This window comes from Corallococcus interemptor (assembly GCF_003668875.1).
GTDB classification, from domain to species: Bacteria; Myxococcota; Myxococcia; order Myxococcales; family Myxococcaceae; genus Corallococcus; species Corallococcus interemptor.
This window is the reverse complement of record NZ_RAWM01000002.1, coordinates 125,172-139,021: the sequence shown is the minus strand read 5'-3', so window position 1 is coordinate 139,021 and position 13,850 is coordinate 125,172. Positions and strand designations below refer to the sequence as shown.

Here is a 13,850-nt window from a genome sequence, read left to right as displayed (position 1 = left end):
CATGGCGTCGGAAATCGGTATTGGGAAGAACATGACTCCCGCAGCCGCCCCCCTGCTCGCCGCCGTCTTCGACATGGACGGCACGCTCGTCGACAACATGGACTTCCACAACCGCGCGTGGGTGACGCTCGCCCGCAAGCTCGGGCTGGAGGGACTGACGGCGGAACGGTTCCAGAACGAGTTCGCCGGCAAGAAGAACGAAGAGATCCTGCCGCAGCTGCTGGGCCGCAATCTCTCCGTCGCGGAGCTGGACGCGCTCGCCGAGGAGAAGGAGTCCCACTACCGCGCCATCTACCGGCCCTACCTGGCGCTGCACCGGGGCGCGGAGGGCTTCCTCCACCGCCTGCGAGACGCGAGCCTGCCTTTGGCCGTGGCCACCGCCGCGCCGCAGGGCAACCGCGAGCTGGTGCTGGACGGGCTCGCCGTGCGGCCCCTCTTCACCACCATCGTCGGCGCCGAACAGGTGACGCGCGGCAAGCCCGCGCCGGACATCTTCCTGGCCGCGGCGAAGGCGCTGCAGGTGCCCCCGGAGTCGTGCCTCGCCTTCGAGGACGCCATCAACGGCGTGCTGTCCGCGCGCGCCGCCGGCATGGTCACCGTGGGCATCACCACCACCACGACCGCGGAGGCGCTGAAGCAGGCCGGAGCCCACTACACCGCGCCGGACTTCGACTCGCTGCCCCCGGAGCTGCTGGCGCGCCTGTTCAGCTCCAGGGCCTGAGGGGGGCTCGCGCGCCCCACCCCGCCAGGCCGCCCCCCTGGAAGCCGGGGCGCCAAAAGGGCGCCAGACGCGGTGACGTTGTGTAGTGTTCGGCGGCCATGTCGACGTCCGCCGCCAAACTCAAGCTCCCCTCGGGCCCGTCCCGGCACGTGTACGACGTCATCGTGCTGGGCAGCCAGGTCGGAGGCGCGCTCGCCGCCGCGCTCCTGGCGAAGCGCAACCACCGCGTGTTGCTGGTGGAGCACGACGGCATGGGGCCCGGCTACGAGCACGACGGCTTCGTGCTGCCCTACGCCCCCTTCGTCGCGCCGCCCCTCAAGGCGATGCCCGCCGTGGACGAGGCCCTCAACGAGCTGGGCCTGTCCACCGCCATCGGCCGCGCGCTGCGCCCCCACGCGCCGGAGCTGCAGCTGGTGCTGCCCAAAAACCGGGTGGACCTGGTGGGAGACGCCGCCCGCCGCCGCGCGGAGCTGACGCGCGAGTTCGGCGAGGCCGGCGAGGGCATCCAGGGCGCGCTCGCGGGCAGCGCCGCGCAGCACGAGGCCACCGACGCCTTCTTCAAGGAAGGCCCCCAGCTGCCGCCCGACGGCTTCTTCGAGGGCTGGAAGCTCAAGGGGCAGATCAAGGAGCACCCGGGCCTGGACGCCACGCCCCGGCTCGCTGGGGAAGAACCGGCGCTGTCGCTGGTGCGCGGCCTCTTGCCCTTCCTCGTCCACCTGGAGAAACCCACCGCGCCCCTGGCGCACACGCGCGCGCTGTCCCAGGTGCTCACCGGGCCGTCCACGTACCCCGGCGGCATGGACGCCCTGCGCGACGTGCTCACCCGGCGGCTGACGGAGCTGGGCGGCGACGTGCTGGGCCGCGACAACCCGGCGGGCTTCATCGTCGAGGAGCTGGCGTTCGACGGCAGCAAGTTCTCCGGCGTGAAGCTCGTCCGCTCGGACACGCTGTACCGCGCGTCGTGCCTGGTGACGGCCACGGACTCCGGGGCGCTGCGCCGGCTGGTGACGGACAAGAAGCACAACCGGGGCCTGCTGGAGCACCTGGATCAGTCCAACATCAAGTCGCTGCTCTTCAGCGTGAACTGGGTCGTGCCGGAGGCGGCGCTCCCGCGCGGCATGGGCGAGCTGGTGCTCGTGGACACGCAGGACGCGGAGCTGGGCCCGCTGCTCGTGCAGCAGCACCCGGCGCGCACCACCGGGGGCTCGGGCCAGAAGGACATGGAGGGCGTGCGCGTGGTGTGCGCGGGCGCCTTCGTCCCGGCCACCGCGCGCGAAGAGGGCGAGGAGCACCTCCGGGCGCTGGCCGCGCGCATCGACGAGCACCTGGACCGGCTGATGCCCTTCACGAAGCAGCACCGCGCGCTGCGCTCGGTCCCCTATCTGGACGCCGGGGGAGTGCGCGGCAGCCGGCTCATGCCCCACCCGCTCTACAGCTTCGAAACGGAAGCCTTCCTGGGCGTCACGGGGTTGAAGCAGCGCACGCCGGCGAAGAACGTGATCCTGGCCGGCCGCGAGGTCCTGCCCGGATTGGGCCTGGAGGGCGAGCTGCTGGCGGGGATGCGCGCCGCGAAGCTGGTGCAGGACATGTTGAAGAAGAAGGATCCGCTCAAGGGATAGGTCCCGGGTCGGATCCGGCTGGATTTCCGGCCTGTTTCTGGTAGGGTCCGCCGCTCTTTTATGGGCTGCTGTCGAACGCCCCAGTTTTCAAGGAGTTAGCAGTCATGGCGTGGAAGTGCGACCTCTGTGGGAAGCGTCCGCTGGTGGGTAACAACGTCAGCCACGCGAACAACAAGACCAAGAAGCGGACCCTGCCGAACCTGCAGAAGGTGCGCGCGAACGTGAGCGGCAGCATCGAGCGCGTCCTGGCCTGCACCCGCTGCATCAAGGCGGGCAAGGTGACCAAGGCCGCCTGAAGTCCGGGAGCCATCCGGTGGGCATGTCGCGCGCTCGAAAGTCCGCGCTTCCGCCCACCGAACGGCTCCATCCCCGCGCGGATGACCTGGACCTCCTCCCTGTCGAGGCGGTCGTCCGACGGTTGCATCAAGAAGACCTGATCGCGCTGCGCGCGGTCCGTGAGGCCTTGCCGTCCATCGCGGCGGCGGCCCGGGCCGTGGCGGAAGCGCTGCGCGCTGGCGGCCGGCTGCTCTACGTGGGCGCGGGCACCAGCGGCAGGCTCGGCGTGCTCGACGCGAGCGAATGTCCCCCCACCTTCGGTGTCCCGGCGACGCGGATCCAGGCGGCCATCGCGGGCGGCCGGAAGGCCCTGACGCGCGCCGTGGAGGGCGCCGAGGACGACGCCGGCGCGGGAGCCCGGGCCGTACGGGCCTTCCGGGCGACGGCGCGGGACGTGGTGTGCGGCATCTCCGCGTCCGCCTCCACGCCGTACGTCCGGGGCGCGCTGGACGAGGCCCGCGAGCGTGGGGCGCGCACGGTGCTGGTGTGCTGCAACCCGCCCAGGCCGGGCATGCGCGCGGACACGGTGGTGCTGGCGCTCACGGGGCCGGAGGTGGTGGCGGGCTCGACGCGGCTGAAGGCGGGCACGGCGACGAAGCTGGTGCTCAACGCCATCACCACCGCGGCCTTCGTGTCGCTGGGCCACGTGTACCGGGGGCGCATGGTGGACGTGCGCCCCACGAACACGAAGCTGCGGGCCCGCGCGGCGCGGATGGTCTCGGAGCTGACGGACCTGCCTCCGGCGAAAGCGGAGGCGCTGCTCCAGGCCGCGGGGGACAACGTGAAGCTGGCGCTGGCCATGCACTTCACGGGGCTTCCAGCGGCCCAGGCGCGGCGCCGGTTGAAGGATGCGGGCCTGCGAGGGCTCGAACGTCCGAAAGCCAGGCGGACGTCCTCCTGACGGCGTCGTTTCCGGACACATGGACTGCCCTCCAGGCCGGGTCCCGGCGGGCGTGGGGGCTGGCCTTTAGACTTGGGGCATGCGCCCCGCCACGCCACCCTCCCCCTCCCTGCCGCCCCGGCTGTGCGTGGGCGTGCTGTCCGGCACCAGCGTGGACGCGGCGGACGCGGCGCTGTGCCGCGTGGAGGGCACCGGCGCGGACGTGAAGGTCCAGCTGCTCGCGCATGTCTCCCACCCCTTCCCGGCGGACCTCGTCGCGCGGGTGCTGGGCCCGCAGGATTCCCGCAGCCTCTGCGCGCTCAACTTCGAACTGGGGGAGCGCTTCGCCGACGCGGTCCTCGCCGTCATCGCGCGCGCGGGCGTGAAGCCGGAGGACATCCACGTCATCGGCTCGCACGGCCAGACGATGGCCCACCTGCCCTCGGACCTGTCCCCCATCGCCTCCACGCTCCAGATTGGCGAGGCGGACGTCATCGCCGAGCGCACCGGCCTGCCCGTCGTCAGCGACTTCCGCACCCGTGACATGGCGGTGGGCGGCCAGGGCGCGCCGCTCGTGCCGTACCTCGACTGGGCCGTGTTCCGGAACCGCGAGCGGCCGGATGTCACCCGCGCGTTCCTCAACCTGGGCGGCATCGCCAACATCAGCGTCGTGGGCGAGCACGTGGACGACACGCTGGCCTTCGACACCGGGCCCGCGAACATGGTGCTGGACGGCCTGGCGCGCCGGGTGACGAATGGCGAGCTCGCGTGCGACCGGGACGGGAGCCTGTCCTCGCGCGGGCAGGTGATTCCGGCGCTCCTGGAGGAGCTGCTCGCGCACCCGTTCCTCGCGAAGCCTCCCCCGCGCAGCGCGGGCCGCGAAGGCTTTGGCGAGCCGCTGGTGGACCGGCTCTGGGCGGCGGCCCCGGAGCGGCCCCACGACTTGATGGCCACCGCGCGCGCCTTCACCGTGGAGGCCACCGCGCGCGCCTTCGACACGTGGATCCGGCCCCGCTTTCCCCGGCTGGAGGCGGTGTATGTCTCCGGCGGCGGGACGCGAAACCCGGTGCTCATGGCGGACCTGAGGGCGCGGCTGGCCCCGGTGCCGCTGGAGCGGCTGGACGTGCTGGGTTTCCCCGAGGAGGCGAAGGAGGCGGCCCTCTTCGCCCTGCTCGCGGCCGAGCACCGGGCCGGGACGCCCGCGAATGTTCGCCCCGCAACTGGCGCGAGGCGCCGAGTCGTTCTAGGTAAGCTGACACCGTGAGCAGCGTGAACCTGATGGCCCGCGAAGTGGCCGCGAAGATCGTCTTCTACGGCCCCGGCCTGTCGGGGAAGACGACGACCCTGCGAAAGGTCTACGAGACCGTTCGCCCGGCCCACCGCGGAGAGATGATGTCCATCGCCACCGAGGGCGACCGGACGCTCTTCTTCGACTTCCTGCCGGTGAAGGTGGAGCGCGTGGGCGACTGCTCCGTGCGCCTGGCCCTCTACACCGTGCCCGGACAGGTCTTCTACAACGCCACCCGCAAGCTGGTGCTCCAGGGCGCGGACGGCGTCGTGTTCGTGGCGGACTCGCAGGCGGAGGCGATGGATGCCAACCGCGAGTCGCTGGCCAACCTGGAGGAGAACCTCCTGGAGAACGGCATCCGGCTGGAGAACTTCCCGCTGGTGATGCAGTGGAACAAGCGGGACCTGGACAACATCCTCTCCGTGGAGGAGCTGCGCCGGGAGCTCAACCCGCGCGGCGTCCCCGACTTCGAGACGGCCGCCGCCAACGGCCGCGGCGTGATGGACGCGCTCAAGACCATCACCCGGCTGGTCATCAAGGACCTGCGCGCCAAGCGCATCGTCCCGCCGCCCCGCACCGCCGCGCCGGCGGGCACGGCCCCCGCGGGCCTGGAGGCGCAGCTCTCCCAGCACCTGCACCACCGCCAGCCACCGGCCGTCGCGGCTCCGGCCACGGGCCCCACGGCCGCCACCATCGCCGCCACGCCCGTGCCGCGCCCCCTGAAGACGCCCGCGCCGCCCCGCGTGGAGCCCGCCGCCGTCGTGCCCGCTGTCGCGCCGGCCACGGGCGGCAAGCTCCTGGGCCCCACGAGCGCGCTGGCACCGGGGGACCTCTTCGACCACGCGCGGGCCGCGGAGGCCGCCTTCACCGCCGGGGACTACACCACCTGCGTCACCGCCTGCACGGACGCGGTCCGCCGCGCCATGGCGTTCGCGGGTGAGGGCTCCCTGGCCCAGCAGGCGTTCCTGCTGCACGTGGACGGCTCGGACCTGCTGCGTCTGCAGGGCCTGGCCACGCTGCCGCAGCTGCGCGTGGACGACGCGGCCTTCGCGCTCTACGTGCTCATGCAGGTCTTCGTGCGGCTCAACGCAGTAGGCCTGCCGACCGCCGGGTGACTCACCGCGGGAGCGCGAGCTCCAGCAGTCCCATCCGGTGCAGCTTCGCCAGCGTCTTGAGCGTCTCCAGCTCCCGCGCGGGGCTGGCCAGCACCAGCGTGGACACGTCCCACGTGCCGCTGACCAGCCCGGCGATCTGCCGCTCCTCCGGCTTGAGCATCACCATGGCCTGCGGGGACTGGATGAGCCGCGGCACCACCAACGGCGGCAGGTCCGCGTAGAGCGCGGCCACGTGCTCGCGCTGCACCAGGCGCGCGAACTCGCGCACGCGCCGGTCCGCGGGGTCGCTCGCCAGGAGGGACGCGCAGACGATGCCGGCCGCGTCGTACTGGCCCTCGCGCATCAGCACCGCGCCCTTCTCCAGCATCTCCGCCACCGGATCCGCTTCCACCTGCGGCGCGCCGTCCACCTCCACCAGCTTCGCGCGCAACAGCTCGTGCACCCGGCGCGTCACCGACGAGCGCGACACGCCCATGGACAGCCGCAGCCGCCCCAGGTTCTGCGGCGTCGTCGTCAGCGCCAGGATGATCCGGTGCATCAAGGGCTGGCTGGGGCTGGGCGGTGCCAGCGCCTTCACGCTCAGCGCGTCGATGGGCAGCGCCTTGTCCACGTCCCCCTGCTCGTCCACCCAGCGCAGGGACTCGAAGAGCAGCTCGCGGATGCTCATGTCGGACGGCACCCAGTCCTCACCGGTGCGGTCCGCGTCCTCCGTCCAGTGGAACGTGCCCTGCCCCGCGATGGTCAGGTCCGTCATCGCCGCGAACAGCTCCTCGCGGCCCAGATCCCTCACCCACCGGGCCTGCACGCCATGCGCGTCGAAGGCCGCGTCCACGTCCGGCGTGCGCGCCAGCTCGTCGAACGCCGCCAGCACGCGCGTGCCCGCCGCCAGCTTCGGCAGCGACAGCAGGCGGGCCACCCGGCCGCGCAGGCCTTCACTCGCGGTGGCGCCGACCTGGCCGGACAGGAGGAACAACTTGCGCTCGCCCGCCTCCCACGACAGCTGGAGCGTCCCCGTCTTGCGGGAGCTGTCCAGCCATTGAAGGAACTCGGGGAGCGGGTAGCTGAAGAGGTCGCCGTGGATGGCCATGCGTGTCGGATTCGAGGATACAGTTCCAGGCCGTGCGCGTCGCGGTCCTGTTCATCGACGGGGTGGGCATCGGGCGGAAGGACCCCGCCGTGAACCCGCTCGCGGACCGCGACCACCTCCTGGCGTGGTTCCAGGACGCCCCCGCCCCCACCCTGCCCCACGGCGGCGTGGGCCTGGCGGTGGACCCCACCTTCGGCGTGCCCGGCCGGCCCCAGTCCGCCTCCAACCAGACGGCCATCCTCACCGGAGACCCGGCCCCCGTCCTCGTGGGCGGCCACGTGCTGGGCTACCCCAACACCGCCCTCAAGGACTTGCTCGCGGAGCGCAGCATCGTCCGGCGACTCAAGGCCGCGGGCCGCACCGCCACCTTCGCCAACGCGTACCCCGCGCCGTACCTGGACGCGCTCGGAGTGCCACGGCGCCCGTCCACGTCGCCGCCGGAGTTCACCCTGTCCGAACGCGCCGCGCGCAAGGTGCGCCCCTCCGCCGCCAAGCTCGCCTTCGCCGCGGGCCAGGAGCGCCTGCGCACCCTGGACGACGCGCGCGCCGATGACGGGCTCACCCACGACATCACCGGCGCCGCTGCCCGCGCGCACGGGCTGGACGTGCCCCACCGGACGCCCCAGGAGGCCGCGGCCCTCTTCTGGCGCATCGCGGGAGGAGCGGACTTCACCTTCTTCGAGCACTACCTCGCCGACGAGGCCGGCCACGCCCAGGACTTCCAGGCGGCCCGCCTGGCGCTCGACACCTTCGACGCCTTCCTTCGCGCCGTGGCGGACCACCGGCCACACGATGCGCGCGTGTTGGTGTGCAGTGACCACGGCAACGTGGAGGACCTGTCGGTTCGAGGACACACCGTGCACGCCGTGCCCATGCTCTACTTCGGCCCCTCCGCCCCGGAGGTAGCGTCGTTCTCCACCGTCGCGGACGTGGGCCGCGCGGTGATCCGTTGGCTCGGGGCCAGCTAGAGGGACGGAAGGATGCGGGTGGGCGGTACCGGACCATGGAGCCTGCTGCCCCCGCTGCTCGCGGCGCTGCTCCTGTCCGCGTGCGCCGCCGCCCCGAAGAAGTCCGTGGACCCCGCCGCCACGCTGGCGCTGCCCGGCGGTGAGTTCCGCTTCGAGCACTCCGCCAGGGACGCCCCGGCCGCGGACATGGTCCGCCGCGCCGTGAGCAACGCCGCGCCCCGCCTGGCCCGCTGGGGCACCTTCCAGGAGCCCGTCACCCTGGTCATCCACCCCAACCACGCCGCCCTGGAGCGCGCCGCCCACCGCGACGGCTACGACTTCCTGCGCGCCTGGGCCCGCTTCGAGCAGGTGGAGGTCCAGAGCCCCCGCACCTGGACGCGCGCAGGCGCCACCCAGAAGCAGGTGGACGAGGTGCTGCTGCACGAGCTCACCCACAGCCTCATGTGGCAGGCGTCCGCCACCGTGTCGGACTGGACGAAGAAGGGCATCCCGCTGTGGTTCAGCGAGGGCATGGCCTCGTACACCGCCGGCCAGGGCTACCGCGTCCCCAGCCTGGAGGACCTGTCCCGCTTCCTCCACCAGTTCCCCCAGGAGGACCCGCTGGCCCGCGCCGAGTCCCTCTACGAGACCCAGAACGCCACCGTCTACGGCGCCGCCCACCACGCCTTCACCTTCCTCGTGGAGCGCTACGGCGAGGCGCGCGTCCGGGGCGTGCTCGCCGCCATGCGCCGGGGACAGGACTTCACGGGTGGCTTCGGTGAGGCCATCGGACTGCCCGTGGACGCCTTCCTCCGCGACTTCCGCCGCTACGTGTTCCTGCGCGGCTTCAAGGGGGGCCGGCTGACCCCGCCCAGGCCCGTTCCACGCCCGGAAGGGCGCGGATTTCCTGGGAATCCGAAGCTCCCGCCGTCGTCCACCCCACATTCGCCCACTTCAGCGCCACCGGAGACAACTCCGGAGGCCCCTGGCCCGACAAGTTGAGCACGCCCGCTATGCGTGGGCCGCCGGAGGATTGCCCCGTGACTGATTCCAAAATCAACCGCCCGACCCGCACCTCGACCCCCGCCACGGGCAACACCCCCACGGACGCCGCCTCGCTGGCGGAACGGCAGAAGGCCGCCGCCGCGAAGGCCGCCGCCGCGAAGCGCAACCAGTCCGGCTTCGAGTCCACGCCGTCCACCGGCACCCGCGCCCCGGTGGCCGGCACCGGCAACCTGGCCCGCTCCGCCCACGCGAGCGCGCTGTTGGGCGCCGCGCCCATGTCCGCGGTGAAGAACGGCGCGACGGTGGCGAACCCCACCACCCGCACCATCACGTTCACCTACGACGCAGGCCCGCACGCGTCGCTCACCAACCCCAAGCTCAAGGGCAGCTGGGACGCGGAGGGACGCTTCGACGCGCAGTGGTCCTCCGGCGGCATCCCCATGAAGCCGCTGGGCAACGGCAAGTACGAGGCCACGGTGAAGGTGGCGGACGACGGCCTGCCCCGCAACTGGGAGTGGGGCGTCAGCGTGGACGGCCCGTCCGGGAAGGACCAGTGGGCGGTGATGGGCGAGGGCAACCTCAAGCTGGACCTCTCCAAGCCCACTGCGTCGTACTCGCCCACGACGTACCACTCCATGGGCGGGCAGCGCTCCGGCCAGGACGTGAACTTCAAGTTCTGGGCGCCGGACGCGCGCGCCGTGCAGGTGAAGGTGACGGACAAGGAGGGCCGCGAGCAGCGCATCCCCATGGCGCGCGACGAGGGCGGCAACTGGACCGCGCAGGCCAAGGGCGCGTGGAACCAGATGGAGGGCAAGGCCTACGTCTACGAAGTGGTGGACTCCACGGGCGCCGTGAGCGACCGGCCGGACCCGTACGCGCGCCGGATGATGGGCGAGCAGCGCGGCATCGACCGGCTGTACCTGGACCCCACGCGCGGCAAGGAGGTGGACCGCTACTTCACCGGCGCCACCGGCCTGATGCGCTTCGACGTGGACGACGCGGAGGACGCGGACAGCGCGTACCTGGTGCTCAAGGACGGCGAGGGCAACCCGCTCAACAAGCAGCAGCTCCAGGAGCGCCTGGGCGGGTTCGACGACACGCTCATCGACAAGCTGCGCGGCGGGAAGTTCAACGACTTCTGGTCGCGCAATGTCACCGACGATGGCCGCATCAAGATGACGAACCAGGGCGGCGCCTGGACGACGCTCGTCAACGACCCGGACAAGCTGGCGGGCCTGCGCTACGAGTTCCAGGTGTTCGACAAGGACGCGCAGGGGAAGCTGCACCTGCGCGACGACGTGAACAACGACGGCAAGCTGTCCGACGTGGAGCGCCGCGCGTCGTCTGAGAACGACCCCTGGAGCGACCTGATCACGAAGGGCAGCGGCGTGGACTTCCGCGGCTCCATCCTCACGGACCCCACGAAGTTCCAGTTCAAGAACGACCACGTCCCGCGTGAGAAGGACCCGTCGAAGTGGGTGGTGTACCAGCTGCACGTGGGCAGCTTCCTGGGCGAGGCGGGCAACTCCAACCGCTCCACCATGGAGGACCTGATCAAGAAGCTGGATTACTTCAAGGAGCTGGGCGTCACCACGCTGGAGCTGCTGCCCACCAACGAGGTGGAGGGCCCGCGCAACTGGGGCTACCTGGGCGTCAACAGCCTGGCCTCGGAGAGTTCCTTCGGCTTCGAGGACGAAAGCGGCCAGTGGGTGGAGGGCGACGAGGCGCTGAAGCGCTTCATCGACGAGGCGCACGGCAAGGGCCTCAACGTGGTGTCGGACGTCGTCTACAACCACGTCTTCGGCGACCACAACGGCCTGTGGAACGTGGGCGGCCCCAGCAACCCGTACTTCAACTGGGCCAAGGAGCCCGGCAAGTTCGAGCAGCGCGACACCCCGTGGGGCGCCGTGCCCGCGTACAACACGCCGCAGGTGAAGCAGCTCTTCGTCGACCACGCCGTTCAGCAGATCGCCGAGCTGAAGTTCGACGGCCTGCGCTTCGACTTCACGGAGCCCATCAAGGGCACGGGCGGCAAGGACGGCTGGGACATGCTCCGGGAGATCAACCGCCAGGTGCACTTCATCAACCCCAACGCGTGGACCGTGGCGGAGCAGTTCGACTACGAGCCGGACATCTCGCGCCCCGCGAAGTCGGACGGCACGGGCGGCGGCTTCGACGCCCAGTGGTACACGGAGTTCCAGCACCGGCTGGTGCGCGACAACAGCAAGCCGGGCCTCATCCAGGCCGCCTCGCGCGGGATGAAGACGGACGTGGACGCGTTCGTGGACCTGATGACGAACCCGCGCGGCCTGGACGGCTGGAAGCACGCGCTGTCCATCATCAGCAACCACGACGAAGTGGGTAACGCCGAGCGCACGATGGACACCGCCGAGGGCGCGGACCCCACCGACTTCCCGGAGGACTGGGCGCGCGGCGCCGCCCGCTTCGCCGCCGGCATCGGCATGGCCGGCCCCGGCATCCCCATGTTCTTCCAGGGTGACGAGTTCGGCGCCCAGAACCCCTTCAAGTGGGGCAACCCCTCCACCTGGGACAGCGACTGGAGCTGGCAGGACGTGGGCAAGGGCGTGGACTTCGGCAAGGTGACGTTCAACGACACCACCAAGGCCACCTACGAGCGCCTGTTCAACCTGTCCCCGGACGCGCGCGCGAAGGACAGCGCGTACAAGGCCTTCTCCGCGGACGACAAGAAGCTGTTCGCGGAAGTCGCCGCCAGGCCCGCCTCCGAGCGCAAGGACGCGATGCTGGACATCACCCGCCGGCAGTCCTTCAACTTCTACAAGGACGCCATCGGCCTCAGGAACAGCAGCGGCGCCTTCAGCGCGGCGGCGGAGGTGAAGCGCGTCTACACCCACAACGACGACAGCGTGATGGCCTTCACGCGCAAGTCGGGCAACGAGGAGTTCCTCGTGGTGGGCAGCCTCAACAAGAAGAACCTGGAGGGCTACTCGCTGCCCCTGCCCCCGGGCCAGTGGAAGGAAGTGCTGAACAGCGACGCCGCGGTGTACGGCGGCGGCAACTTCGGCAACTACGGCGCCACGCTCAACGGCGGGAACACCCCGGTGAACATCCCCGCCGCCGGCTACGTGGTGCTGAAGAAGGTCGGCTAGTCCTTCTTCGCCTCCGGTCCGGCCGACCCCTTCTGCGGGGCGGCCGGGCTGGGCAGCAGCGGCGGCCGGTCCTTGCCCTCCATGGTGCGCTGCAGCTCCAGCTCCTGGAGCAGCACCGCGGGCGCCACGGTGGACACGGGCACGTTGCCGCTCTCCGCGCCGCAGAAGCCGTTGAACACGCCCAGGCGCTGGCCGGTGGCGAGGATGCGGTTCACGGACGACAGCGGCGTGCCGACGATTTCGACGCCGCGCACCAGCGTCTCCTCACCCGTCTTCACGTCCACGCGGAACACCATGCGCGGCACGCCCTTGAAGGCCTGGTAGCCGTAGCTGGACGTGTTGGTGTTGCCGCCGGTGATGTCTCGGATGATGAGGCCATAGGGCTTGCCCTGCCGCTTCGCCTCCGCGATCAGCAGCTTCTTCAGCTCCGCGTCGCTCACCTGCTTCGTGCTGTCCACCAGGAGGTTCGCCATGCGCGCCACCGGCTGGAGCGTGCCCTGGCCGCGCCCGTGGCCGTTGGATTTGGGGAAGCCCTCCACCGGGTGACGGCTCATCAGGTAGCCCTTGAGCACGCCCTTCTCCACCAGGCTCACCGGCTGCCCCTTCACGCCCTCTTCGTCGTAGAGGTAGTAGCCGTTGAGCGGTTCGCCGTTCACCTCGCGCCTGGACGGATCATCCCGCAGCGACAGGAACGCCGGGAGGATCTGCTTGCCCTCCTGTCCCTTGAACGTCTTGCCGTCGGTGTCGCCGTCCTGCCGGTCCGCCTCCAGCCGGTGGCCCAGCGTCTCGTGGAAGAGCACGCCCGCGGCCTCCGGCGCCAGGATGGCCGGGCCCGCGTACGGCGTGATGGCCGGCGCCTGGCGCAGCGCGAGCAATTCGTCGATGACCTTCTGCGCGGCCTCGTGCACGCGCGCCTCGCTGGGCATCCCCGCTTCCGTGGGCAGGTAGAAGCTGCGCGAGTCGTCCAAGAGCTGCCCGTCCGGCGCGCGCGTCACCGCGGAGACGTGGAACGCGTACAGCGTCTCCTCCGTGATGAGGCGCGTGCCCTCGGACGACACGAACAGCCGCGTGGCCTTGTCCGCGGTGACGCGAACTTCCGAGTCGAACAGCTCCGGGTGCGCGGTGAAGCGCGCGGACACCTCGCGGGCCACGCGGCGCCACTTCTCGCGGTCGAAGGGGAAGGCCACCGGCGGCTGCACGTAGGTGGCGGGCGTCTCCTTGGAGAAGGACGCGGGGCGCTTCGGGTCCTCCACCGTGTAGACGTCTTCCCCCTTCTTCTTCAGGTACTGGAAGAGCGCGGCCTTGTACTTCTCATCCGTCACCAGCCACAGCGACGTGCGCAGCGCGAGCGGCGAGTCGTCCAGCGGCCCGTCCTTGCGCGCGGTGAAGCTGGAGCCCTTGCTGGTGCTGAAGCCGAAGTCCAACGAGTCCGCCACGGAGCTGTCGTAGTCGTAGCTGCCCACGCGCACGTCCACGCCCAGCTTGCGCTCGCGGTAGTCGTCGTCCTGGAACAGCGCTCCGTAGCGCGCGATGATCAGCCGCGACTCGTAGTCCTTCACGCCGTAGCTCAGGAAGTACGGCGCCTCATGGCCCGTCACCTTGAGCTGCTGCTGGTTGCGCTGGAGCTCCGCGCTCATCGCGTCCAGCAACCGGGCGCGGGGATCAGCGGCGGGAGATGCGCCCATCAGCAGGGACGCGGCCACGGACAGCGGGAACAGGGTTCG

Annotated in this window: 11 protein-coding genes; 9 read left to right on the top strand and 2 right to left on the bottom strand. The window is 71.2% G+C overall.

Annotation, left to right across the window (positions count from 1 at the left end):
• Nucleotides 1–31: 31 nt before the first annotated feature.
• From D7X96_RS01365 to D7X96_RS01340, 6 genes are all read left to right on the top strand, one after another.
• Nucleotides 32–721, top strand: coding sequence for an HAD family hydrolase (locus tag D7X96_RS01365; protein WP_121768795.1), 690 nt, complete (start codon nucleotides 32–34; stop codon nucleotides 719–721).
• 98 nt (nucleotides 722–819) lie between these two features.
• On the top strand, nucleotides 820–2,340 hold the full coding sequence (locus D7X96_RS01360) for an NAD(P)-binding protein (RefSeq protein WP_121768774.1): 1,521 nt from the start codon (nucleotides 820–822) through the stop codon (nucleotides 2,338–2,340).
• Nucleotides 2,341–2,444: 104 nt separating this feature from the next.
• Nucleotides 2,445–2,636, top strand: a complete 192-nt coding sequence (gene rpmB / locus D7X96_RS01355) for a 50S ribosomal protein L28 (protein ID WP_014398134.1) — start codon at nucleotides 2,445–2,447, stop codon at nucleotides 2,634–2,636.
• A gap of 23 nt (nucleotides 2,637–2,659) precedes the next feature.
• Nucleotides 2,660–3,577 (top strand): N-acetylmuramic acid 6-phosphate etherase, encoded by a 918-nt coding sequence (gene murQ / locus D7X96_RS01350; protein WP_120549949.1) that lies wholly within the window; start codon nucleotides 2,660–2,662, stop codon nucleotides 3,575–3,577.
• 79 nt (nucleotides 3,578–3,656) lie between these two features.
• Complete coding sequence (locus D7X96_RS01345; protein WP_121768773.1) at nucleotides 3,657–4,820, top strand: anhydro-N-acetylmuramic acid kinase; 1,164 nt, start codon at nucleotides 3,657–3,659, stop codon at nucleotides 4,818–4,820.
• Nucleotides 4,817–5,959: a GTP-binding protein gene (locus D7X96_RS01340; protein ID WP_120546739.1), complete on the top strand. Its 1,143-nt coding sequence runs from the start codon at nucleotides 4,817–4,819 to the stop codon at nucleotides 5,957–5,959. The genes D7X96_RS01345 and D7X96_RS01340 overlap by 4 nt, the downstream gene beginning before the upstream one ends.
• Before the next feature lies 1 nt (nucleotide 5,960).
• Here D7X96_RS01340 and D7X96_RS01335 read toward each other — a convergent pair whose 3' ends face one another.
• A complete protein-coding gene (locus D7X96_RS01335; protein ID WP_120546740.1) occupies nucleotides 5,961–7,046 on the bottom strand; it encodes a DUF4388 domain-containing protein in 1,086 nt (361 codons plus the stop codon).
• Nucleotides 7,047–7,078: 32 nt separating this feature from the next.
• On the opposite strand from D7X96_RS01335, the gene D7X96_RS01330 reads away from it, so the two are divergent.
• Genes D7X96_RS01330 through D7X96_RS01320 form a run of 3 tightly spaced genes read left to right on the top strand, consistent with a single transcriptional unit; the run spans nucleotide 7,079 to nucleotide 12,126 of the window.
• Entirely contained in the window at nucleotides 7,079–8,014 is a 936-nt protein-coding gene (locus tag D7X96_RS01330; RefSeq protein WP_120546741.1) for a metalloenzyme, read from the top strand.
• Nucleotides 8,015–8,026: 12 nt separating this feature from the next.
• Entirely contained in the window at nucleotides 8,027–8,995 is a 969-nt protein-coding gene (locus tag D7X96_RS01325; RefSeq protein ID WP_120546742.1) for a gluzincin family metallopeptidase, read from the top strand.
• Between the two features lie 38 nt (nucleotides 8,996–9,033).
• Entirely contained in the window at nucleotides 9,034–12,126 is a 3,093-nt protein-coding gene (locus D7X96_RS01320) for an alpha amylase C-terminal domain-containing protein (protein WP_120546743.1), read from the top strand.
• Here D7X96_RS01320 and D7X96_RS01315 read toward each other — a convergent pair.
• A complete protein-coding gene (locus D7X96_RS01315) occupies nucleotides 12,123–13,811 on the bottom strand; it encodes a TldD/PmbA family protein (protein WP_120546808.1) in 1,689 nt (562 codons plus the stop codon). The two genes, D7X96_RS01320 and D7X96_RS01315, sit on opposite strands and share 4 nt — an antisense overlap.
• Nucleotides 13,812–13,850 lie beyond the last annotated feature (39 nt).

What these genes read in the sequence shown, in the direction of transcription:
- D7X96_RS01365 (WP_121768795.1), top strand. Translation starts at nt 32, where the DNA reads ATGACTCCCGCAGCCGCCCCCCTGCTCGCCGCCGTCTTCGACATGGAC.
- D7X96_RS01360 (WP_121768774.1), top strand. Translation starts at nt 820, where the DNA reads ATGTCGACGTCCGCCGCCAAACTCAAGCTCCCCTCGGGCCCGTCCCGG.
- rpmB (WP_014398134.1), top strand. Translation starts at nt 2,445, where the DNA reads ATGGCGTGGAAGTGCGACCTCTGTGGGAAGCGTCCGCTGGTGGGTAAC.
- murQ (WP_120549949.1), top strand. Translation starts at nt 2,660, where the DNA reads ATGTCGCGCGCTCGAAAGTCCGCGCTTCCGCCCACCGAACGGCTCCAT.
- D7X96_RS01345 (WP_121768773.1), top strand. Translation starts at nt 3,657, where the DNA reads ATGCGCCCCGCCACGCCACCCTCCCCCTCCCTGCCGCCCCGGCTGTGC.
- D7X96_RS01335 (WP_120546740.1), bottom strand. Translation starts at nt 7,046, where the DNA reads ATGGCCATCCACGGCGACCTCTTCAGCTACCCGCTCCCCGAGTTCCTT.
- D7X96_RS01325 (WP_120546742.1), top strand. Translation starts at nt 8,027, where the DNA reads ATGCGGGTGGGCGGTACCGGACCATGGAGCCTGCTGCCCCCGCTGCTC.
- D7X96_RS01315 (WP_120546808.1), bottom strand. Translation starts at nt 13,811, where the DNA reads ATGGGCGCATCTCCCGCCGCTGATCCCCGCGCCCGGTTGCTGGACGCG.